The organism is Streptomyces sp. (genome assembly GCF_031178505.1).
GTDB classification, from domain to species: Bacteria; Actinomycetota; Actinomycetes; order Streptomycetales; family Streptomycetaceae; genus Streptomyces; species Streptomyces gulbargensis.
Map to the genome: position 1 here is coordinate 1 of NZ_JAPSIW010000040.1, position 19,629 is coordinate 19,629.

The 19,629-nt window shown below is 71.1% G+C and carries 24 protein-coding genes; 19 read left to right on the forward strand and 5 right to left on the reverse strand.

Annotated features, from left to right (window positions below; all coding sequences use genetic code 11):
- Positions 1–686: 686 nt before the first annotated feature.
- From RIF68_RS05735 to RIF68_RS05755, 5 genes are all read right to left on the reverse strand, one after another.
- The gene (locus RIF68_RS05735; RefSeq protein ID WP_309050034.1) at positions 687–878 is read right to left on the reverse strand and encodes a hypothetical protein; all 192 of its coding nucleotides are present in this window, start codon (positions 876–878) and stop codon (positions 687–689) included.
- A gap of 204 nt (positions 879–1,082) precedes the next feature.
- Positions 1,083–1,466: a helix-turn-helix domain-containing protein gene (locus RIF68_RS05740; protein ID WP_309050035.1), complete on the reverse strand. Its 384-nt coding sequence runs from the start codon at positions 1,464–1,466 to the stop codon at positions 1,083–1,085.
- Positions 1,463–1,942 carry a transcriptional regulator gene (locus RIF68_RS05745; RefSeq protein WP_309050036.1) on the reverse strand — a complete coding sequence of 160 codons (480 nt, stop codon included), beginning with the start codon at positions 1,940–1,942 and terminating at the stop codon, positions 1,463–1,465. Before RIF68_RS05745 ends, RIF68_RS05740 begins: the two co-directional genes overlap by 4 nt.
- 676 nt (positions 1,943–2,618) lie before the next feature.
- A complete protein-coding gene (locus RIF68_RS05750; protein WP_309050037.1) occupies positions 2,619–4,301 on the reverse strand; it encodes a helix-turn-helix domain-containing protein in 1,683 nt (560 codons plus the stop codon).
- A gap of 625 nt (positions 4,302–4,926) precedes the next feature.
- Complete coding sequence (locus RIF68_RS05755) at positions 4,927–5,820, reverse strand: GntR family transcriptional regulator (RefSeq protein ID WP_309050038.1); 894 nt, start codon at positions 5,818–5,820, stop codon at positions 4,927–4,929.
- A gap of 209 nt (positions 5,821–6,029) precedes the next feature.
- Between RIF68_RS05755 and RIF68_RS05760 the strand changes: the two genes are divergently transcribed.
- The 19 genes from RIF68_RS05760 to RIF68_RS05850 all read left to right on the forward strand — a co-directional run bounded on the left by RIF68_RS05760 (position 6,030) and on the right by RIF68_RS05850 (position 19,547).
- Positions 6,030–6,341, forward strand: coding sequence for a hypothetical protein (locus RIF68_RS05760; protein ID WP_309050039.1), 312 nt, complete (start codon positions 6,030–6,032; stop codon positions 6,339–6,341).
- Entirely contained in the window at positions 6,338–6,601 is a 264-nt protein-coding gene (locus tag RIF68_RS05765) for a hypothetical protein (protein WP_309050040.1), read from the forward strand. The genes RIF68_RS05760 and RIF68_RS05765 overlap by 4 nt, the downstream gene beginning before the upstream one ends.
- Entirely contained in the window at positions 6,598–6,774 is a 177-nt protein-coding gene (locus RIF68_RS05770) for a hypothetical protein (RefSeq protein ID WP_309050041.1), read from the forward strand. Before RIF68_RS05765 ends, RIF68_RS05770 begins: the two co-directional genes overlap by 4 nt.
- A complete protein-coding gene (locus RIF68_RS05775; RefSeq protein ID WP_309050042.1) occupies positions 6,771–8,357 on the forward strand; it encodes a DUF2637 domain-containing protein in 1,587 nt (528 codons plus the stop codon). The genes RIF68_RS05770 and RIF68_RS05775 overlap by 4 nt, the downstream gene beginning before the upstream one ends.
- Positions 8,354–8,623 (forward strand): hypothetical protein, encoded by a 270-nt coding sequence (locus tag RIF68_RS05780; protein ID WP_309050043.1) that lies wholly within the window; start codon positions 8,354–8,356, stop codon positions 8,621–8,623. The genes RIF68_RS05775 and RIF68_RS05780 overlap by 4 nt, the downstream gene beginning before the upstream one ends.
- 84 nt (positions 8,624–8,707) lie before the next feature.
- Positions 8,708–10,975, forward strand: coding sequence for a hypothetical protein (locus RIF68_RS05785; protein ID WP_309050044.1), 2,268 nt, complete (start codon positions 8,708–8,710; stop codon positions 10,973–10,975).
- A gap of 216 nt (positions 10,976–11,191) precedes the next feature.
- Entirely contained in the window at positions 11,192–11,710 is a 519-nt protein-coding gene (locus tag RIF68_RS05790) for a hypothetical protein (protein WP_309050045.1), read from the forward strand.
- A gap of 10 nt (positions 11,711–11,720) precedes the next feature.
- The gene (locus tag RIF68_RS05795) at positions 11,721–12,380 is read left to right on the forward strand and encodes a hypothetical protein (RefSeq protein ID WP_309050046.1); all 660 of its coding nucleotides are present in this window, start codon (positions 11,721–11,723) and stop codon (positions 12,378–12,380) included.
- 141 nt (positions 12,381–12,521) lie between these two features.
- Positions 12,522–13,121 (forward strand): hypothetical protein, encoded by a 600-nt coding sequence (locus RIF68_RS05800; protein WP_309050047.1) that lies wholly within the window; start codon positions 12,522–12,524, stop codon positions 13,119–13,121.
- Positions 13,122–13,217: 96 nt separating this feature from the next.
- Complete coding sequence (locus RIF68_RS05805; RefSeq protein WP_309050048.1) at positions 13,218–13,391, forward strand: hypothetical protein; 174 nt, start codon at positions 13,218–13,220, stop codon at positions 13,389–13,391.
- Positions 13,392–13,473: 82 nt separating this feature from the next.
- Entirely contained in the window at positions 13,474–13,869 is a 396-nt protein-coding gene (locus RIF68_RS05810; protein WP_375165675.1) for a hypothetical protein, read from the forward strand.
- A gap of 98 nt (positions 13,870–13,967) precedes the next feature.
- On the forward strand, positions 13,968–14,792 hold the full coding sequence (locus RIF68_RS05815) for a DUF4097 family beta strand repeat-containing protein (protein ID WP_309050049.1): 825 nt from the start codon (positions 13,968–13,970) through the stop codon (positions 14,790–14,792).
- 176 nt (positions 14,793–14,968) lie between these two features.
- Positions 14,969–15,160, forward strand: a complete 192-nt coding sequence (locus RIF68_RS05820) for a hypothetical protein (RefSeq protein WP_309050050.1) — start codon at positions 14,969–14,971, stop codon at positions 15,158–15,160.
- Positions 15,161–15,281: 121 nt separating this feature from the next.
- On the forward strand, positions 15,282–15,890 hold the full coding sequence (locus RIF68_RS05825; protein ID WP_309050051.1) for a hypothetical protein: 609 nt from the start codon (positions 15,282–15,284) through the stop codon (positions 15,888–15,890).
- A complete protein-coding gene (locus RIF68_RS05830) occupies positions 15,887–16,216 on the forward strand; it encodes a hypothetical protein (RefSeq protein ID WP_309050052.1) in 330 nt (109 codons plus the stop codon). The genes RIF68_RS05825 and RIF68_RS05830 overlap by 4 nt, the downstream gene beginning before the upstream one ends.
- A gap of 91 nt (positions 16,217–16,307) precedes the next feature.
- Positions 16,308–17,024: a GGDEF domain-containing protein gene (locus RIF68_RS05835; RefSeq protein ID WP_309050053.1), complete on the forward strand. Its 717-nt coding sequence runs from the start codon at positions 16,308–16,310 to the stop codon at positions 17,022–17,024.
- Complete coding sequence (locus RIF68_RS05840) at positions 17,024–17,860, forward strand: ATP-binding protein (RefSeq protein ID WP_309050054.1); 837 nt, start codon at positions 17,024–17,026, stop codon at positions 17,858–17,860. Before RIF68_RS05835 ends, RIF68_RS05840 begins: the two co-directional genes overlap by 1 nt.
- A 333-nt stretch (positions 17,861–18,193) precedes the next feature.
- Positions 18,194–18,895 carry a hypothetical protein gene (locus RIF68_RS05845; protein ID WP_309050055.1) on the forward strand — a complete coding sequence of 234 codons (702 nt, stop codon included), beginning with the start codon at positions 18,194–18,196 and terminating at the stop codon, positions 18,893–18,895.
- Between the two features lie 226 nt (positions 18,896–19,121).
- On the forward strand, positions 19,122–19,547 hold the full coding sequence (locus RIF68_RS05850; protein WP_309050056.1) for a hypothetical protein: 426 nt from the start codon (positions 19,122–19,124) through the stop codon (positions 19,545–19,547).
- Positions 19,548–19,629: the final 82 nt, after the last annotated feature.

The following is a 19,629-nucleotide window of genomic DNA, read 5'->3' on the forward strand; positions in this document are numbered from 1 at the left end:
GGGGGGGGGGGGGCCGGCTCTGCCGGGGCGGGGCGGCTGGTTTGGGCCCCCCCCGGGCCCCGCCCCCCCCCACCCCTCCGCCCCTCTTTCGCGCGCCCTTGGGCGCGCACTCTCCCATCAGGGGGATAATTAACCTCTAGCGCCTTTACAGCAGAGCGGTGGTCCGCTCCGCTCTCGGGTGCGGCACCGTGACCGAGGGGCCAGGCCCGGTGCCCACCGGTGCTGTCCGCTCCACTCCACACCGCGACGCCGCTACTGCGCTGCGGGGGCTCGTCGCGGCACGTCAGCCCGGGTGTCCCGAGGGGGAGTGGGCCCAGTAGGGCCCACGGACCCGAGGGAGGAGGAACGGGCGCGGAGGTCAATTATCCCCAGTCTGGCTATACAGGGACTCCGGGGGGCTTCCGCGGGTGGGATGCCGAAGGCCCGCCTCCCAGAGAGGTGGGAGACGGGCCTTCGAAAGCGGGGCCGGAGCGAGAGCGGCCCCCAGGGGCGGGGCAGTCGAAGTCGCTCGGCGGCCCGTGCTGGCTGGAGCCAACACGGGCTTCACGCCGCTCCAGGGCTGTTGGCTACAGCCAACAGCCCTGACGGGAAGCGGCCTTCGGCGCCCGGATCGAACCTGGTCCAGCGCGGCGGCCGGAGCCGGGAACGAACCGACGGCCGTCGCCGCGGCCCAGCCGGCCGCCGGTTCAGACGACGATCGCAACCTGCTCGCCAGCCGCGTACTCGACGGTGTCCATGGAGGAGTACGTGACGCGGACCCCTCCGTCCGCGATGACCACGACCGCATCCACGAGGTAGGGCAGTTCGCCGTCGTTGATCACAACTCGGTCGTTGCGCGCCAGGGAGTCTGCGGCGATCTGCTCGGTTCGGGCGCTCACGTTCATCTGCTCATCTCCTGTGGTGGGTTTCGAGTGGATGCCGGTCGGAACGCCAACCCCTTCCAGCATTGAGAACAATACCACCTTCAAGCCGCCAACGGAACGGTGCGCGCACCCTGCTCGAGATGACCCCACGAGCGAAGGGCCCCGCCTCGGAGTTGAGGCGGGGCCCTTCAGGAGAAGGCTGGTCCAGGAAGTCGGCGTCTACTCGTCAACGAACTCGCGCACGGGGAGATGCCGGACGGAGGCCAACTGCTCAACCTCTGCTTCCTCAGCTGCCAGCTCCAGCACCTTGTCGCCGACCCGGTAGAACGGGACCGTACCGACGCGGAAGACCCTGCTCAGCCATCCCTCCGCCAGCAGCCGGCTGATGCTCTTCGAGGTGCTTCCCCGACTGATCTTCACAGTTTCGGCAACCGTCTTCGCCGTCTCCCGGACTGTCTCGCCCAACGGGGCCGCTGTGACGTAGAAGGTCAGCACCCGAAAGTCGGCACCGGGAAGGTCGGCAGTCTGGATGAGGAGCTTGCGCATCAGGTCAGCAGAGAGCGGGAGGTCACGCGGCCGCATCGCTGGCGAGGGAGAAGTCACGATGCCTCCTTCTTCTTCTTGGCCGGGGTGGCCGGGGCAGGTACCTCGGGGAAGCGCGCATCCTTGACGGCTTCCACCTGGTTCGCCGCCGGCCCATCGAACGCAGCCCGCGGGTTGACCCTGTAGAACGTGATGCGGCCGATCTTCTCCGCTTCGAGAAGAAGTCCACCAGCATGCAACTTACCCAGCAACGCCGAAATAGTAGCCGGACGTCCTCCCAGCTCCTCGCCGATCTCCTTGTAGGTGAGCCTCAGTGGCTGAGCACCGTCGGGGGAGTGAGCGAGGTAGAAGAAGAACAAGTCTCTGTGCTTCGAGGTGTACCCGCTGTCCTTCGCGTAGAGCTTCGCCAGAAGGACTTTCGGCACGTTGACGTGACGCCCGGAGTGCGGGGTCCAGTCGTAGCGGACCCGAGCACGCGTAAGCGTGTCGTCCTCGAAGAACGCCATCTGCACAAGCTCGCCGGTCTCGGTGTTCACGGCCTTGCCGCGCCGGACTGGACTGGCCCCAGACATACCCCTCCTCACCTCGGGTGATTGCCTACACGCAACCGAAGAAGCACACCGTACCGATCCGGTTTCCTATAGGCAAGAACATTGACCTCGGCGAGTCGCAACTCCAGGCGCTCGGAAGCGCAGTCAGCGGCTTGCGGTTGCCTATAGGAAACCGCAAGCGCCCTAACTGTAATTCGAGTGACACTTTGAGGCTACTCACCAGCGCTCTGACCAGCGGAAACGATCTTCGCCTCTAACTACGTAGTAGAGGCCGCTGGCCAAGTGCCGCACAAGGCGCCTCCGGCGCGACTGTCGGCTGCTGCCGTGCTGCTGCTCTCCCACGGCAACCATCTGGGCTGTAGGGCGGCTTCGCCGCGCAGCAACAACATCGGGCGGCAGGGAGGCTCATCGGTAGGGGACAACATGCCGGGCAGGTATGGCTTGCTCCTGTGCCACTTCGTCGCCGGCCTTTGACCTGCACCACCGAAAGCCAGCCACAGCGATGCCTGCGCTTGATCGCTCAGGCGCGCGTGTGCCTCCAGCAACCACTTTCCGGTCTTAGCCACGCTGTTCGGTTTTGAACAGCAGGGGCGAGCTACGGAGTGGGACATGCATCGGTCCCTGGACGAAGTCGCTATCCAGGGGCCGACGCGGCTTTGCCTCAGTGGTGAGCAGGCTGCTTCCTGCTCTCCGCTACGACACGGCACCGGGCACACAGGCCGTCGCCATCGAGGCCGACGGCGAGGCGGCCGCCGGGGCACCCCTGGTTGTCCGGGCCAGGGCAGTCTCGCCGACGCCGTGGGGCCTGAGCTGGGATGTCGACTCCCGGTTCAGGGGTGGGGTGGTCGGCAGCAGCAGGCAGAGCGGGGACTTCTGTCCGCTGTTCGGTGGCCGCCGGGCGGTGCTCCGCCTTGACCAGCTGTTCAGCGGTCAGTCGTCCGGCCAGCGCCTGGCCCAGGGCATCGGCTCCCTCTGAGGCCGCCCAGGCGCGAGCCTCGTCGACCTGCTTGACGAGCTGGTCACGGATGTCGGCGGGCTCAACCTGGCCCCCACAGGAACCGGCGAGGGCCAGACGGTTACTCACGGCCTGCTCGAGGAAGATGGCGATGGCCTGCTCAGTCGAGGCGAGGGAGGTTGAGCACTCCCCGCACACCTGGCCGGCGGTGCCTCGGTCGATCCGGCACAGCGGACACGCGCGACGACGGGCAGCAGCTTCCTTCTCGGCGGCCGCGGCCGCCCGCTGTCGTTCACGAGCAGCCGCGCGGTCCTTGTCCCGTTCGATGCACGACGGGCAGGCAGAGCCATCGTCGAACTTCCCGTCCTCGCACCGCGGGTCGGGGCAGGGGCCGGGCCTGAGCATGGCCAGGGTTGCGCCGACCGGGCTGGTGAGCGTGCCTGCTGTGTAGTGCTCGGTGTACCCGTGGGTGACCCAGCGCCTGGCAACACGCTGTCCGAGGGTCTTGGCCGTGATGCCGCCCCCAGCCAACTGGTCCTCGATGGCCTTGACCACTGTTCGAGGCCGGTCAGAGCCAGCCTTCGCAGTCAGCGCCTCACGGAGGGCTTCCGGAAAGGCGTCCAGCACGATCTTCACCTCCTTTGTCACCAGCCCCTCCCTGCGAGAGCGAGTCGACTTCTTCGGCGCGTCCGCGCCGTTGCCCGCGGCGGAGCCGCTCGACTTCCTGCGCGCGCTACTACCGGTAGAGGGCCTGCGGCCGTCACCAGCGCTACGCGCTGAAGGCGCCGTCTCTGGTTCCTGTTGGTCTGGTTCCTGTTGGTCTTGTTTTGCGCCCCCATTGCTGGGGGTTCGGGCGCCCCCGCTTTTGGCGGCTCCCGGACCCCCATTTTTGGCGGCTTCGGTGCCCCCATTTTTGGGGGGTCCGGCATGACCTGCGGTTTCCTGCTCGAATGCTTCGGTGTCGCGCTCCTCAGCCTCGGCTGCGGCAGCAAGTCGTTCCTTGCGACGCTGGAGCCATTCCGTTCGGCTCAGCGGGCCGTCGTAGCCCTGCGGCGGCCGGAAGCGGACGTCGTAGATGTAGCGACGGCGCATCTTGCCCTGGTAGCGCTTCTCGGTGACCTTGACGGCTCCGATCTCTTCCAGGGCCTGGCGGTAGGGTGCGAGCTGCTCGGGCTTCTTGAGGCCCATGGCGTCAGCGAGCTCGGCCTGAGTCGGCCAGGCGAGGTTGTCCGGCCTGTCATGGTTGACGCAGGAGGCGAGGACGGTCCACAGGGTGCGGTGAGCTGCCTTGATGCCTGAGTAGGTGATCCACTCGGGGACCATCGTGAACAGCGGGGGAGCGTCGCTGCTGACGACGCCGACCAGGTCGTCGAACTCGGGCTCGCTCATCGGCCCGGCTCCGGCCTGCTGAAGCGGCGCATGCGCGGTTGATGGGTGGGTGGGTGGTGCTGGAAGTGCACGGTGGGCTTTCCCCTTGAAGGTGTGCGGGGTGCTCCGTGCCGGGAAGCGGCGAGTAACCGACGGGTTCTGTGTCCCGCCGGCGTGAGCCGTGGATATCCTGGCTATGGCGTGACGCAACACGCCTTGAAGCGCCCCAGGGCTTGGGTTCGGAATCGATCTCTGGTGGTGCGTGACTCTGGCCGAGTCGCTTGTGGCGGCCGCTTCCTGCGCCAACAGGGGGCGGCCGCACGCATGTCAGGGGGAGCGCAGGGGCTCCCGGCCGGTGTACGGCCGGACATGCAGGTCTTGACCCAACCACCTGATCGGCTGGTTGGGCGGTATCGCTGAAACGCGTACGCTCATCAGGCGCACCTCCCTGTGACTCAAGGTGCGGACCGTTTCGCCGGGCGGCCACCCGGCTACGGACCGACAGGCCCCCGAGCGGGGCCTGTTGCGTTTGTGGGGGGAATCTTCTCCCCCGTTCTGCTCTATCCGACCACACGCACGGTAACGGGTGTGTCGCAGGGTCGGCAGGGCGTGAAGGGGTGTTCTTGCGTGCTGGGTGGCGGGGTGGTCAGCCTGCGGCAATGGCTTCGCTCGGCGGCTCGATCGGGGTGACCGGCCAGCGGGCGGCGGGGGTGCGGCGCATGGTGTCGACCAGTTCGACGCGGTCGGCGGGTGCGACCCGGACGGTAGCCGCGACGGGCTGATTGGTGCTTGCAGAGACGGCGACGTAGATCATTTCCATGACCCACAGGGCTTTCGGGATCTCCAGCAGCTGGGCTTCGTCCGTGTGGGGAGGACGGGAACGGGTGTGGCGGCGCCAGGACAGCGGTCCGTGGCCGGCCTGCTCGATATGGTCGGCCACGCCTCCAGGACCGACGAGCTGCTCGCCCAGTTGGGGAAGCTGCACCAGCAGGTCGGGATGCACCCAGTCGTCGCTGACCTGATAAGGGCCCTCCCCCGCCGGTGATGTCACCATGCGGCGACGCACGGTCTCGCTTCTGCCCGGGACACCGAGGTGCTGTGCGACCCGGTCGGGAAGGGGCAGGGTGGCGACCTGGGCGCGCCCGTGGGCTTTCCAGGGTTCTGCGGCGGAGGTGGCGGCGGGAAGGACATAGCCGCGTGAGGGGTGGCGGTCGATGCTGGTTCCCACTGTGCGGCGGGCCCCAGGGTGACGGACGCGTAGCCCGCCCTTCTTGACCGCGCGTACGAGTCCCCATGCCTCCAGCAGGCCCACCGCCTTCTCGATGGTGGCCTTGCTGACGCTGTTGTCGGCTGCCAGGTCCTGGTAGCTCGGGAGGGTCGAGCCGGCGGGGAACTCCTTGCCGGTTGCGATCCGCGCCGCGAGGCCTTCGGCGATCTCTTCGTATCGGGGGGTCGCCACCGTGGCGGCTCCTGTCATGTCGTCTGTCTGTGTAGGCGGCAATCTATACCGCATCTCATCGCGTTCCAGCAGTGCAGGCATGCGATTAATCCTAGGATAGAAATCATTCAATGGCAATGAGTCCTAGGACTGTTGACATCTGATCAAGCACGTTGCAAGATTAATCCTGCGTCCGAACGGCACGGCCGGTCGGAAGCGGTGCGGGCTCCATGCGCGCACCGGCCCAGCTCGGGGGTGGCACCCCAGGCGCCGGGCCTCCACTCGAAACCCGCATGAAGGAAGGCACTGACGTGTCCACAAACGAACCTGCTGTGCGCACCCCGTACGGGGCCGCTCTGCACGCTCTGTCCCAGATGACCGGCCAGCCCGAGCACTTCTTCCTCGGGCACCCGGGCGAGTCCTGCCGCAACCGCGGCGCGAACCTGGAGTTCGTCGCCACGCTGCTGTTGGACCTGGACGACTCCGACGCCCTCGCCGCCCGCAGCCGCAGCACCTCGCCGCGCACGGAGCTGCTGGCCGTCATCACCGAGCTGGAGTACGCCGACGACACCGCCGGCCCGGAGCTGAGCAGCGACGAGCTGGCCGGGGGGTGGGCCGCGTGAAGGTCACCACCAACGTCATCAACGCCGTCAACAGCTTCTACCGAGGCTTCGTCGCGCTCCTGGACGACCTGCGGACCGGCCCCTTCTACGTTGTCGTCCCGCTCCTGCTGGTCGTCGTCTGCGCGGCCGCCGTCGCGGTCATCATCACCGCTATCGCCTGCGCCCTCATCGCCGTGGCGATCGGCGTGATCCTCATGGCCCGCCGCGGGATCAACGCGGCCGTCGCCCGCAGCGCCACCGCCCCGGCGGTGAGCACATGAGGTACGACTGCGCCCTCCCGCTCACCCGCGAAGCCCTCGCGGCCCACCAGCTGGAAAGCCGCGAGCAGGCCCACCGACTGGGCCGCTGCACGCAGGTCTACGCCTCCCAGAACCCCCCGCGCCCGCCCGTCCGAGTCGCCGCCCCCCGCGCTCAGGAGAACCGCACCCGATGACGCTCACCGACCCCCAGACCAAGACCGATGACCCCCTGCTGAACCGCACCGACCGCCGCAGCCTCGGCCGCGCGGCCGCACGCAAGGCCGGAGCCGAGGCCAAAGTCTCCGAGGTCGAGGCCGACAAGGCCGAACAGCTCGCCAGCCTCGACGTCGAGGAGCGCAGCCTCACCGTCGAGCAGAAGCGCGACAAGCTCAAGCAGCAGCGCCGCCAGGCGCAGCGTGCCGAGAAGGCACGCATCCGCAAGGAAGCGGTGCAGAAGTGGAAGGGCCGCGGCAGGGCCGTCGTGCAGGTCCTGCCCGTGATCGTGGCCGTCGCCGCCGTCGCGGCGCTGATCGTCGCGTCCGTCTGGATCGCGTGGCCGGCCCAGGCCGAGGCCATGCGGGAGGACCTGGGAGAGCGGTCCTGGATCGTCCCGGGCGTGGTCGAGGGCCTGACGTGGACCTTCGCGGCCCTGACCATCCTGGCCGTTCGGCGCGGGGCGCCCGCGGGCCGCTACCGGGCAGGCACGGCCGTGTCCGCCCTGATCGCGGCCAGCCTCAACCTGTTCCACTCGCCCAGCGAGAGCGCGGGACAGGTCAACGCCCTGGCGTCGCTCGCCGGTGTGATCGCCTTCGAGGCCGTGGTCTCCCTGCTCCAGCACACCCAGAGCGGCCGTACCGCCGCCGAGGTCCGCGAGCAGCTCGCCCGGTGGATCGCCCACCCGCTGGTGTCGCTGACCGCCTGGCGCATCCGGGCGCCGTACCGCAAGAAGATCACGGTGCAGGCGGCATGGGATCAGGCGTGGGAGTCGCACCACGGCGGAACGCCGGGGACGACGGCCGCGCGGGTGCGCCGGCAGCGCCGGGCCGAGTTCCGCATGGAGCGGGCCCGGACCACGACCAGCCGCCGCCGGGTGCGCGAGCTGAAGCGTTCCGCGCAGGCCATCGCCGTCGAGGCGGAGGTCGCCGAGCGTTCCGCCGAGCTCGCCCAGGCCCGCGCCGACGAGGCCCGCGCCCTGGCCGAGGAGTTCCGCAGCCGGGCCGTCAAGGAGGAGGAGAAGGCCGCCGCCCGGCTCAGTTCCCAGAAGTACCGCAGCCTGCCGTTCATCGGTGGCGAGTGGGTTCCCGTGACCGTTCCGGCCACCCGTTCCGGCGAGGCCGCGAAGCGTTCCGAGAACCCGGAAATTCAGTTCCCGCAAGGGGAGTCGGCCCCTTCGGCCCCGGCCGGGAACGGCTCGGAACGGGGTGAGCGGAACGCCTCCGCGCCGTCCGGGAACGCGGCCAAGACGGCCGGCGGGAACGGATCGGCGGACGGGTCGGAACGCGACCTGAGCGAGCACCTGAAGGCCGCGTTCCCGATCGCGCGGGAACTGGCGTACGCCGCCGCGAAGGACAAGCGCAAGCGGACCGGGAACGGCTTCTTCTCCCCGTACGTGCTCGCGGAACGCGTCGGCATCCGGCGCAAGGACGGCCCCGCACTCGTGGCCCTGCTGGAGGCCGAGCCCGGGTTCGCCGAGGCGATGGCCCAGGAGATCGAGAAGGCCCAGCGCGAGAACGCCCAGGACGACCAGAGCGACAAGACCGAGGAGATCAGCGCATGAGCGGAACGCCCCAGAAGTCCGGCAGCCTGCCGCCCCTGCTGATCCTGGCGGCCCCCGCCGGGATCACCACCCTGTGGGTCATGCCCGTGCACTACGGGTGGGACGGCCGGGACACGGCCATCGCCGCGGCGGTCGTCTTCCTCGCGGTCCTGGCCCTGCCCCGGGTGCCGGGGGTCCTGGCCGGCGCGGCCAAGACGGCGGCCAGGGCCACGAAGCGCAAGGCCAAGAACAAGAAGGACGGCAAGGACGACAGCAAGAAGAAGTAGCCCGGCCCCAGCCGGGGGCGGCGGATGGCACCGCCGCCCCCGACACCCCTCGAAACCCCCGCACCACGCAAGGAGTACGCACCCATGACCCAGCCCACCGACACCCCCGCCACCGGCGGCCAGGTCATCGACCTGATGGACCGGATGCCGCCGCAGCGGCGCGAGGCCCTGGAGAAGGCGGCCCGAGCCGAGGTCCAGAGCACCGCCTCCGGCATCGCCGACGCCAGCACCGGCACCGTCCAGCTCTCGGACGAGGTCGACGGCCAGGACCTGCCCGTGATCGAGCAGGTCGACGACGTCGCCCGCCGCCGCCTGCGCCTGCACCTGCCCGCCGCGCTGGTCAGCCGCGAGGTCTGGCAGCACCGCCGCGCGGTCCTGACGCACGCCGCCGGCTACCACGCCGCGCGCAGCCCCCTCTACCTCGGCCGTCTGGTCAAGCTGTCGTCCATCGGCCTGTGGACCGAGCTGGGCAGCGCGTGGAGCTACCTGTTCGTCACCGAGTACGGCGAGATGATCGCCGAGGCCCGCGCGCAGGCCAAGGCGAAGGGGTACGCCGACCACAGCGACGTCGCCCAGCTGCGGGCCGAGCGCCGCGCCATCGGCCAGGCCCGCCGCCGGGAGAACCTGACCGTTCTGTCCGCCACCGGCGTCACCTCCTACGTCGCCGTCGTCGTCGCCGTCGCCGAGGTCTGGGGCATGGCCATGGCCGCCCCGGCGCTGCTTCCGGTGGTCGGCGTGATGTACGCGTGCGGCGTGCGCGAAGTGCGGCGCCGGACCGAGCCGTTCGCCATCTTCGAGCAGGCCGCCGCCGCCGAGGACGCGCCGGTGTCGGACTCCACCATCAACGCCGCCCTGCGGAAGGTGAAGATCCTCGGTGAGGACGAGGTGGCCGAGCTGGTCGGCCCGATCCGGGCCGTGTCCATCAACGCGTGCGAGGCCACGCTCAAGCTGCCGTCCGGTGTCACCGCGCCGCGTGTGATCGCCGCCCGGGACGCCCTCGCAGAGGCCCTCAACGTCGAGGCGTCGTGGCTGGACGTGCGGCAGGCCGGCCACCCCAACCGGATCACGTTGTGGATCGCCACCTCCGACCCGTTCGCCGAAGCCCGTGTCTCCCCGCTGGTGGAGGCGCCGGAGCGGCAGGATGTCTGGAACCGCGGTATCCCGATCGGTTTCAACCGGCGCGGCGAGGTCGTCTACCTCAAGCTCAAGCACGTCATGGCCCTGCTGGGCGGCATGTCGCGCACGGGCAAGGGCATGCTGCTGCGGTCGATCATCTGCGGTCTCGGCCTGGACCCGCGAGTGAACATCCGCCTCGCGGCCGGCGCCAAGCCGGGCGAGCACATCGGCTACGCGCCCGTGTGCGCCACGTTCTTCGGCCGCCGGGCGGGACGGCTCGACCTGCTGCTGGACGCCGAGCTGGTCGAGGCGTACCGCCGAGAGGAGTTCCTGGAGGACCAGGGCCGGGCCAAGCTCAGCGAGAACGACTTGGAGCAGTTCCCGCTGGAGATCGTCATCATCGACGAGAGCCAGGAGTACACCCAGAATGCGGGTGCGCTCTCGCCCGACATCGTGGCGAAGATCGAGCGCCTCGCCGGGTTCGCCGCCGCGCTGAACATCGTGGTGCTGCTGGTCACCCAGGACCCCGACAGGAACACCGTCCCGCGCAAGTTCAAGTCCAACTCCGCGGTGCGGATTGCGACCAAGACCGGGTCCCCGACCCAGACGAACGCGATCCTCAAGGAGGGCGCGACCGGCAACGGCCTGCGGGCGCACGAGATCCCGTTCGAGCGCAAGGGCCTGACCATCGTCGACATCGACGGTGCGGCGGGCGAGCTGATCCGCTCGTACTTCATCGAGGACGAGGAGTACGACGGGGCCGCGCCGGTCATCGCCGCCGGCCGGACGCTGCGGGAGAGCTGCGGCCGGGCCCCGGGGCAGTTCGAGGACCCGATCGAGGACTTCCTCCTGGAGGCCACCGGCCTGTCCTCCTCCGGGGGCGGCCCCGGCGGCCGGGGCAAGCCGGGACGGCCGGAGGTCTCCGCGGCCGAGGTGACCGTGCTCGACGTGCTGCTGGGCGCCTTCCCGCCGGGAGTCGACCGGGTGCCGCTGGACGACGTGCGGACCGCTCTCGGCGACTGGGATCAGCAGTGGGCCCCGCGGCCCGAGGAGGAGGCCGCCGCCTACGCCGGGCGGATCGGAAAGGCCCTGGGCGACGCGCTCGCCGAGGAACTGGCCGGCACCGACGTGACGCTGGAGCCGACCCGGTGGCGAGACGGCTCCAACCGAGTCCGCGGCTACCTCAAGGCAGATGTCGAAGCCGCCTACGAGGCCGCCCGGAAGATCCAGAAATGACCCCTATCCCGGGTCCTGGCCCAGCGGGCATCACCGCAGGTCAGAGCCTGGCCCGACCGTAGGACACCCGTCGGGGGCCCTGGGACGTGTCCCAGGGCCCCCGGGCTCCGGGCCAGGGGTGTCCACCTCTCCCACCTGCGGTGATGTGCCCCGTCCCAGGCCATGTCCACCCCCCAAACCCACACATAACGATCTTGCTTGAGGAGTGCTCCGATCATGACCGAGCCCGTCCGTGCGGACGCGCAGCCCGTCTACACCATCACCCAGCACCGCCCGGCCGACGTGATCGCCGTATCCCCCGGAGCGGCTCCCGTCGCACCGCCCGCGCCGCCCACGGCGGGCGTCGAGCTCGTCACCCTGCCCGGCGGCGAACAGCGCTGGGCCTACGTCCAGCCCGGCCCCCTCCCGGTGCCCGCCGGCCCCGCCCGCCAGCCGGTCCCGGCCTGGGCGAAGACCGCCGCCCTACTGATGTGGTCGGCCGCCGGAAGCGCCGCCCTCGCCGGGTGGGGCCTCTCGCTGGCCGGTCCCTGGCTGGAGGCCCTGGCCTGGGCCCTGGTGGCGTTCGCCGCCGCCGTGACCGTCGTCGCCTTCGTGGTGCGCGGCCTGTTCTCCGGCCTCCGCCACCGCGGGGGAGGCGGAGGCAACCACGCCGAGGCCACCGCCACCGCGACCGGCCGGACCGTCCTCGGCGGCAAGGTCACCGCCACCGCAACCGCCATCGCCCGCAGTGAGTAAGGAGAAACCCTTGACCGCCACCCTCACGGTCGCCATCCGCGGCCCGCTCCAGATCAACGGCACCGCCGTGCGGTGCCCCGGCCGGGACCGGGCTCCGGCCCCCTTCCGGTTGAGCCTCATGGTGTCCGGCAACGACGTCATGGCCTCCTGCGGCCAGAAGCACCGGGGCACGGACGGAGGGCGCAAGGCCAGCTGCTTCTTCGCCGTCGAGCAGCTCACCCCCGCCATGGTCCGGCTCATCGCCGACAAGGCCCAGCCCAACCGGGCCTTCCGCGTGACCCTGCCCGGCGGCAAGGTCATCGAGGGCAAGCGCGGCCCCGCAGCCCAGCCCGCCCCTGCGGGCAAGGGCGGGACCGCCGCCGAGTCCTTCGCCGCGAAGAAGGCGGCCGCCCGCGGCGGCAAGGCGGCCCCGGCCCGCCGGAGCGGCGGCGGGACGATGGCCGCCGCACTCAACGCCGTCACGGCCGTGGCCGGCACCGCGACCGCGGCCGCCAATGCGGTCGGAGCCGGGGCCAACGCCATCGGCAAGGGGTTCGACATGGGGCGCGAAGGGTTCCGTACCGGACAGACCGCCATCAAGGCCGTCGACAGCGCAGGCGCCCGCCGCTTCGCCCGGGACAACGCCAACTCCGGCGGAGACGACGGAGACGGCCAGGCCGACGGCGAGTGACCGCCGCCCCCGGGGGCCCTGACTGGGGCGCCGGGGCCCGCCCCTTGCGCATTCGGTTCAAAGCTAGTATTGTTCTTTGTGTTGGGAGGGGGTGGCACTCCGACCGACACCACCACTCGAAACCCGACCTCGGAGGCATCCGTGCGCCGCTTCTCCAAGACCCGCCGCTGCACGCACTGCGACACGTACAACCACGCGCTCCGCCTGACCTGCATGGTCTGCCTGCTGCCGATGCCCGGCGTCACCCGCCTCCAGGCCCGCGCCGCCGGGATCGTGCGGCGGGCCGCCGGCCTGGCCGACACGATCGGCCGCGCGGCGTTCATCGGGCTCACCGCCGTCGCCCTCGTGCGCCGCGGCGCCGAGGTCGGCCTGGCCGACCTGGTCCCGGCCCTGGCCGCCTACGGCCTCGCCCAGATCACCGTGCACCTCCTGGACGACGCGGCCGAGTGGATCGCGCCCGGCCCGACCTGGCAGGAGGCGGCCGAGGCCCTTCACGAGACCGAGAAGAAGCTGGCCACGAGCGAGGACCGGGCCGCCGCCGTCGACGAGCTCAACCGGTACGGCGGGGTCTTCCCGGTCATCGGCATCCTGCGCGCGCTCGCGCTGCGCAGCCGGGCCGAGAAGGAAGCGGCCGAGGCCGCCGGTGACACCCAGGAGGCCCTCGCTCAGGAGCGGATGGCGGACGCGCTGACGGCCGCCGCCCGCGAGATGGACGCCGACGTGGAACGCGCCTGGTCCTGACGGCTGCCCGCGGTCCCGGCGCCCGCCGCCGGGGCCAAGGGGAGCCGGACAGGCCCGTCCGGTTCCGCATCCAGCGACCCGAAGAGACATCGCCCCATGGCGAAGTACGTCGTCACCGCCACCTCCCGCACCGACCAGAAGGTCAACGCCGTCACCGGCGGCCCGAGCGACCAGAAGGCGATCTACAGCGACCAGGAGCTGCGCGAGTTCCAGGCGGCCGCCGCCGCCGACCCGCGCGACCTGGAGGTCACGGTCCGCCCCCTGGACTGACCGCGCCCAGCCCCACCGGGGCGGCGGATGGCACCGCCGCCCCGGCCCCCTCGAAACCCGACACGAAGAAGGGCATCACCCCGTGATCCGCGTCATCTCCTTCGGCTACGGCCACGGCGAGCCCCCGGCCGCCGAAGTCACCTACGACCTGCGCGACCTGCTGCGCAATCCCTTCCATGACCCCGAGCTGAAGCACCTCACCGGCCTGGACCCGGCCGTGTACGAGCACGTCATGGACACCCCGGGCGCCGAGCCCCTCGCCCAGGCCGCCGCCTACCTCGCGGTCGGTCTCAACGAGACCACCGGCGCCGACATCACCGTCGCCTTCGGGTGCGTCGGCGGCCGGCACCGCTCGGTCGGACTTGCCCGCCGCGTCTGGGAGATCACCCAGCTCACCAACCGGCCCGTCACCGTCGACCACCGCGACGTCGACAAGCCCCTGCTGCCGCCCGGCGCCCACCGCGCACGGACCGCCTGACCAACCCCCGGCCCCGCGGCGCTGACCCAACCACCCCCATCCATCGCCGCCGGGCGGCGACACCCGCCGCCCGGCACCATGAAGAGAGATCAACAGACATGACTCAGCTCGCCCACCGCGACAGCAACCCCGAGCGCTCGTTCACCTCGACCGCCGGATACGCCGGGCCCGTCCTCGCAGACGTCACCTGCCCGACTGGCGTCGTGTACGTCACCGTCGACCGCTCCGCCGAGGTCGTCACAGTCCGCGTCCTCACGCAGGACGGCCCCGACAGCCCCGCAGGCAAGGCGGTCCGCGAGACCACCATCAAGCAGAACGCCGAGCACCTGGTCGTCGTCGTGCCGGACGTCCCGCAAGGCGTCGGCGGATTCGGGAACGTCTCGTTCACCTCGTACGGCGGCGGGGCGACGTTCATCGACGGCGTGCGGTACGACGGTCCGGTGTCCGTCGTCGACGGCCGGGTGATCAGCGGCGGCGGCGCGGTGAACATGACGAACGGCGTCGAAGTGCACATCACCGTGCCCGCCGGGTCTGGCGTCCGCTACCGGTCCGAGAACGGCAGTCTCTACACGTACGGCCCGGTCGCTGCCATCGAGGCGCAGACCAGCAACGGCAGCGTCAAGGTCGAACAAGTCGGCCGCCTCAAGGCCCGCGCGAGCAACGGCTCGGTCAAGGCCGGCACCGTCACCGAGTGGCTCGACGCCGAGACCGAAAACGGCTCGGTCAAGGCCGAGGACTATGCCGGGTCTGCCTGTCGCGTCCGTGCGAGTAACGGCTCGATTGCGCTCACCGTGGCGTCCGGCGCGTCCGGACGCATCGAGGCCCGCGCCGGCAACGGCAGTGTCAAGCTCTACGGCGTGCGCGACCGGACTGACCTCGGCGTCGACGCCACCGCCGGTAACGGCACCGTCCGGAAGCACTGACCACCCCGACCACCCGGGCGGCCGCCGTATGGCGGCCGCCTCTCGCCCGCGCGACCGGGCGGAGAGGGATATGCACCCGCTCAGCGGCTCGTGCCTGGTCCTCCGCCCTGGCTGAACTGACCCTGCTTGCTACGGATTCGCACCTGACTCGTTGCAAGTTAGGTTAAAAGCTGGTATTGTTCTTTGTGTTGGAAGGGGGTGGCACCCCGACCGACACCACCACTCGAAACCCGATCACACCGGAGGACGACACCGTGTCGGACACCACCACTACCGAGGACCAGGCCGCCAAGGATCGCGCCGACTACGAGCAGGCGCAGGCGAGGCGTGAGGCCCAGAGCAACCGCGTCAACGGGCTCGGCTACTAGCCCAGGCGCGTCCGGTGCGGCCTGCCCTGAGCGGGCCGCACCGGGGCTCCGCCTCCACCACCTCCACAGGGCCGCCCAGGGCGGCGGCCGCCTGCCTTCCCTCGTACGGAGCTTGCTGAAGATGACGACCTGTCCGACCCACCAGACCACCGCCCCGCCGGCGCCCGACATGCCCCACCGCCCCCAGCACACGAGGCTGGTGTGCAAGGGCTGCGGCGCCGCCGCGGGCAGCCCGGCGGAACGCCGGGCCCACCACTGCCCGTGCTGCGGCGAGCGGTTCGCGGACGGCTGCACCGGCCAGCCGCGCCGCCGCACCTGCCCGCACTGCGGCACCCTCGACACTCACACCAGCCAGTGGATCCCGCCCGCCGACCCCATGGCGGACTTCCTGGGCAACCGCTACACCCGAACCCCGTGGTTCCGGGCGTGGGAAGAGGCGTCGATCCGCTTCGGGCACGACCTCGCCCACCACCTGGTCCAGGTGACCACCGAGATCGACCGGACCCACATGTACGGCGAGATCGTCTTTGGCCGTCACGTGCTCGGCGTCCGGTACGGCACGCGGTTCGAGGCCGCGAGTCCCTGCCCGCGACGCGACGAGTGCCGCCGGGGCCGCGTGTGGACGCCCGTGTGGACCCGCGAGGACCTGCTCAACGTGCATCTGCACGGCGCGGGCCCCGGGGCCTCCGGCTGCGACCGTGCCCGGATGCACTCCGAGGGGGCGGGATGAGCGTCTACTCCCTCCGGCGTCTCGACCACGTACCCCGCAGCACCCGGGGCATCGTCGGCTGGGACGCCCAGCTCGCCACGTTCTACACCCAGGTCTGGCAGGTGGCCCGCCGCGACGGCGCCCTGATCCGCAACCTCGTCGCGGCGGGCATCCACCCGTACGAGATCGACGACCCCGCCGCCGTCGTGGACCTGGCCCGGCCCTACGCGCACATCCCCGAGGACCTGCACGAGCGGCTCGCCGCTGACCGTCTCACCGAGGGCGACCCGACCGAGGGTCGCCTGCGGGATGCCCTGGTCAAGCGGCGGGCGGCCGCCGTCCGCTGAACTGCCCCGGGGCGGCCGTCATGGCCGTCACCCCGTCCGTCGCCCCGGGCCCTCCCCTTCGATGCGAACACCGAAAGGAAGCCACGCCATCATGCCGTCCGCGATAGAGACCGGCGCCTTGCTCGACCGTGCCCGCACCGACCTCGCCCGGCCCGACGCCAGCCCCCACGAGCTGCGCAGCGCCCTCGCCCAGGTCGTGCCCGCCGTCGAGATGCTGCTGGCCGAGGTCTCCACGCTCAGCGGTCAGCTCGCCCAGGCCCGCACCTGCCCGGTCACCGGACTGCCCACCCGAGCGGCATGGACCGCACGGGCCCGCGAGATCGTCGCGGTGGGCCCGGCCGCGGCCCTCCTCGTCGACCTCGACGCGTTCAAGCCGGTCAATGACCGGTTCGGGCACGACGCCGGGGACGCCGTCCTTGCGGCCGTCGGCTCACGCCTGGCCGAGTGGGCCGCCGCCGAGGGCGCCGAGGCCGGGCGGTTGGGCGGCGACGAGTTCGCCGCGATCCTCCCGGACGCCTCCGACCTGCCCGCACGCGTGGCCCGCCTGCACGCCGCGCTGACTCGGCCCGTCCGGTACGAGGGCCTGCGCCTGGAGGTCGGAGCGTCCATCGGCACCGCCCGCACGGTCGACACCGACCCCGGACCCGCCGGCACCCACGGTGCCCTGCTGTCCGCGCTGCTGAAGAACGCCGACGCCTCGATGTACCGCGCCAAGGGGCGCGGCCGCCGAGGCCGCCGCCTGGCCCGGCTTCTTCCCCTGTCCACCCGTCGGCTCGCCGACGTCCTCACCTTCCGAAAGGCCGCTTGATGTCCACCGCTCCGATCACCCTGCCGTTCGAGACGCCCGCGCTGATCCTCCTGGTCGGCGCGAGCGGCACCGGCAAGACCCGCGTATCGCGGATGTTCCAGCCCTGCCAGGTCCTGCGGGCCGACGACTTCCGCCGGATGTGTGCCGACGACCCCGGGAACCAGTCGGTCAGCGGAGCCGCCTGGCAGGCCCTGGAGACCGTGCTCCGCGCGCGGCTCGCCCTGCGCTTGACGACGGTCGTGGATGCGACCTTCGCCGAGGAGGGCCTGCGCCGCCGCTTCGCCGAACTCGCCGACGAGTACGGGGTCCTCTCCTATGCGCTGGCGATGAGCACGCCGCCGGACCTGGCCCACACCCGCAACGCCGCCCGGACCGGCACCACTCGCGTCCCGGCGCACGTCGTGGACAACCAGTTCGCCCAGCTCCGTGAGGCGTCCCCCAATGCCGAGGGCATCGACCGGACCGTCCTGGCCGAGACCCTCCCCGTGCTGGGCGCCGCGCTTGAGCGGCTGGCCGCTGAGGAGGAACGGACCGCCGACCTGGCCGACGTCCGCCGCGTCTTCGGCGAGGCCGCGACCGAGCTGTTCGCCTGGGACGCCACCAGCTCCGACCCGCAGTTCCGCACCGGCACCTTCGCGGCCGGAAGCGAATCCCTGCGGGTGCGCTGGATGGACGATGGTGACCCCTACGACCTGCGGTTCGAGGCGCTCGTCTCCTGCCCCACCGACTGGTGCGTCGGCCCGGCCTGGACGCCGGTGCGGTCGGTTGCCGAACTGGCCGCTGCCCACCAGAACAACCCGCTCGACGACACCCAGTGCGTCTACTGCGACGCCTGACCGGCGGCCCCGTGGGCGACGGTGCGGGCCGCCCTGTTGTACGCACGTCCATTCCGTGACCTCCCCCGGAACCGGCTGTACGCAAAGAAGCGGGCCGGTATGGTGGCCCATTGCTCCCCGCCGACGCGGGGGTGGACCGATCGCAGAACTCGCCGTTCCGGCCGGTCGAATGCTCCCTTTACCCGCCGACGCGGGGGTGGACCCGCGGGCCCGTTCATGGCTTCGCTGCGGCCTTCTTGCTCCCCGCCCCTGCGGGGATGTCCCTCACAGTTTTCAGCGGCTTCGCTGCTCAGTCGTCTGCTCCCCGGGCCTGCGGGGATCGACCGGAGAGGAATGACGGTGTCCCGCAACGCACAGCCCCACCCGCTGGCTCTGTACGCGAGCCGGATCGACCCAGAGGGGGTCTACACGCTTCGGCAGGTTGCCGCCCTGTTGGAGTTGGCTCCCACGAGCGTGAGCGGCATGGTCAATCACGGCTGGTTGCCTGGCAGCAGAATGCGACCACTTGCACGTGGCGGCCGCCAACACACGTGGACTGGGAAGCAACTGATCCGGATTGCCAACCGGCCGATCAGGGTTACCTACGACCACGAGAGGTTCTCGGCCTCCACGCTGTACCGCGTCGGCTGCCGGTGTCCCGCCTGCACACGCGCCCACAGCCAGGACAGCCAGGCGCGGCGGCGGGCACTCGCCGAGGAGGCGTTCACCGCCGAACAGCGTACCCAGCTGCTCGATTTGGTGAGTGAGGAGGTCCCGGTGCCCGAGGCCGCCAAACGGGTCGGGGTGACTATCGGTCAGGTCTACGGCCGGGCAACCTGGGATGCCGCGTTCGCCGAGTCACTCGACGAGGCGGCATGGGCCCTGTGCGTCCTTGGCGCGGATGACCCCAAGTGCAGCACCGCCGCCGGGTACCGGGGGTGCGAGTCCGGGACATCCCCGCGGCCGCCCTGCCGGGGAACGGGCTGTCGGGAGTGGCGGCGCGGTGCGTCGCAGCAAGAACGTGGCGCCCTCCCGGAGCTTGTCGGGCAGGGCTGAGCGTCAGGACGTGAAGGGCCCCGGCCGACCGCGCCGGGGTCCTTCGCTTGCTCGGCCCGCCCGAAGGCCGGCAGCAGCTTCTTTGCGGGTGCCGGCGGTGAGAAAACGCCTGGTCAAGTGCACTCTCAGGCTTCCATATCCTCTCTAGGGGTGGTAATGTTCTTGTTGTTGGAAGGGGGTGGCACCCCGACCGGCACCATCACTCGAAACCCCCTTGGAGGACCCCTTGACCCACGCTCGCCGCGCCCGCACCGCCATCGCCGCGATGCTCGACCACCCGGAAGCAACCCGCAGGCCCCTCCCGTCCGTGAAGGCGGCCCGCGCGGCCCTGCGCCCCCTGGGCAGCCTCTCCCGCAAGGCCCGCGACCAGGAAGGCGCCACCACCGCGCGGGAACTGGTGGCCATCGCCGTCCGCGACGCGCTCGCCGACGCCTTCCACCTCGGGCGCACCTACGCGCTCAGCCCCCAGGACCTGGAGCAGCTCCACATCGTCCGCCTCTCGGGGCGCCCCTTCCCCGACGGGACCACGGACCGCACCGTGGCGCTCGCCTGCTACGTGGGCAACCTCCGACGCCTCGCCGACGCCTACGGGCTGAGCGAGGACCACCTGGTCGACAGCGCGGAGGAGGTCTACAAGGACGAGATCGCGTGACCGCCCGGCCGGGGCGGCGGCGCGTGCAGCGCGGCGCCCGAGGGCTTCACGGTCACCGCGTCCACGGACGTCGTGCCGGTCG